A 1,998-nucleotide genomic window follows, 5' to 3' on the forward strand; every position below is an offset into this window, starting at 1 on the left:
TAAAATAAAAGTTGGCACACAACATGCTTTTATACTTTTCATAAATGATTAATACAGATCTTAAACCTTATCTAGGGTTTATCGCGTAATACACGGTCAGTGCTTATCCATATGAGAGTAAAGCTGGCCGCTTCGCAGAAATTTTGCGAACTCATAAGGAGAGCAATATGGCTATTAATGTAAGCACTAACGTATCTGCTATGACAGCACAACGATACTTGAATAAATCGTCTAATGAACTAGCGACTTCTATGGAACGTTTGTCATCAGGCCATAAGATCAACAGTGCAAAAGATGATGCAGCTGGCCTACAAATATCAAACCGTTTAACAGCACAGTCTCGTGGTCTTGATGTAGCAATGCGTAATGCAAATGATGGCATTTCGATTGCTCAAACTGCAGAAGGCGCGATGAACGAATCAACGAACATACTACAGCGTATGCGTGATCTAGCGATTCAGTCATCAAACGGCACTAACTCACCAGCAGAGCGTCAAGCATTAAACGAAGAGACAATGGCTCTTCAAGATGAACTTAACCGTATCGCAGAGACAACAGCTTTCGGTGGCCGTCGTTTATTGAATGGTTCATTTGGTGAAGCTTCATTCCAGATTGGTTCAAACTCTGGTGAAGCGATGATTATGGCGCTGACTAGTATTCGTGCGGATGATTTCCGTATGGGCGGAACAACATTCGACACTGAAAACGCTAAAGATAAAAGCTGGGAAGTACCAGTAGCAGCAAAAGATCTTAAGTTTGAATTCAAAACTAAAGCGGGTGAAGAGATTACTCTCGATATAAGCGCCAAAGCCGGCGACGATATCGAAGAACTCGCAACTTACATTAATGGTCAATCTGATTTAATTAACGCATCGGTTACTGATGAAGGTCGCATACAGGTATTTGTTGCCGAGCCAGATTTAGATGGTGAGATGAGAATCTCGGGTGGTTTAGCCTCTGAACTAGGCTTCAAAAATGATGCTCCTGAAGGCCAGGAAACCACAACCACGGCGGATGGCAAAGTTGTACCTGCACCTGCTGTAGGTCGAACGACATTAGTTCAAGATGTCGATTTGAATACTGTAGCTGGTTCACAAAACGCAATCAGTGTCATCGACTCTGCAATGCAGTACGTTGATTCACAGCGTGCTGATTTGGGTGCGAAACAAAACCGTCTAAGCCACAGTATTAATAACTTGGCAAACGTTCAAGAGAACGTAGACGCTTCAAACAGCCGAATCAAAGATACGGACTTTGCGAAAGAGACAACGCAAATGACCAAAGCTCAAATTCTGCAACAAGCTGGTACATCTATACTAGCTCAAGCAAAACAGTTGCCTAACTCTGCAATATCACTATTGCAATAGTTATTGGTTGAACTCGCTATTCGTGTTCAGACGTGAACCGCTTAGCGAGGGATACTGGCAAGCATACTTACTATTGGGTGTTTAGCTCTCTCATCTCTCACCTGCTATCCATTTTTACGGTAAGAATGCAACGGCGTGTCGGAAATGTGTTCATTTCTCGATGATCTCCGCACAGGCTCTGACACGCCAACTAGCCCCGGTTCCTTCACAGGAAAAGGGGCTTTTTCCTTTCTATTTCTACACTTTTGTTTTCTTTTAGAGCGTCTAGTTTACTTTTCAAATCCGTAAAACCTCGATCTCACTTACCTGTTTCACGACAAACAACTCAACTCTTTGTATAAGAAGCATACCAATCTGAACTCTTTGGCGACTATTCATTTATCTACATTGGGTAACTCAAATAGTGATTAGTGTGTTTTTTAAACACTTTTTAAATGCGTTCTCAATTGAAGACTGCCACTGTTATAGAAAATTTGAGATTTTAAGTGCCTGATAAATTTGATTTTAATATTTAATTTGTGGTTTTTTGAAAGTTTTTCTAAAGCTTCTGAATTTTGAGCCGTTATTAAAAGTAACTTAGAGATAACTACTTGGTTTTCCGAGACGTCGGAAACCGCTATACCGGAAAATC

2 protein-coding genes are annotated in these 1,998 nt (G+C 41.1%); one reads left to right on the forward strand and one right to left on the reverse strand.

Features of this window, described 5'->3' with window-relative positions; all coding sequences use genetic code 11:
- Window positions 1-167: 167 nt before the first annotated feature.
- A complete protein-coding gene (locus tag AB4496_RS28410; RefSeq protein ID WP_009848564.1) occupies window positions 168-1,367 on the forward strand; it encodes a flagellin in 1,200 nt (399 codons plus the stop codon).
- A 419-nt stretch (window positions 1,368-1,786) separates the two neighbouring features.
- Here AB4496_RS28410 and AB4496_RS28415 read toward each other — a convergent pair.
- Window positions 1,787-1,998 (reverse strand): hypothetical protein (locus AB4496_RS28415; RefSeq protein ID WP_372133405.1); only part of this gene is annotated, 212 nt, incomplete at its 5' end.

Origin of the sequence: Vibrio sp. 10N.222.46.A1 (assembly GCF_041473595.1) — a bacterium.
Taxonomy (GTDB): domain Bacteria; phylum Pseudomonadota; class Gammaproteobacteria; order Enterobacterales; family Vibrionaceae; genus Vibrio; species Vibrio tasmaniensis_A.

Coding starts and splice junctions, on each gene's coding strand:
- AB4496_RS28410 (WP_009848564.1), top strand. CDS start 168: ATGGCTATTAATGTAAGCACTAACGTATCTGCTATGACAGCACAACGA.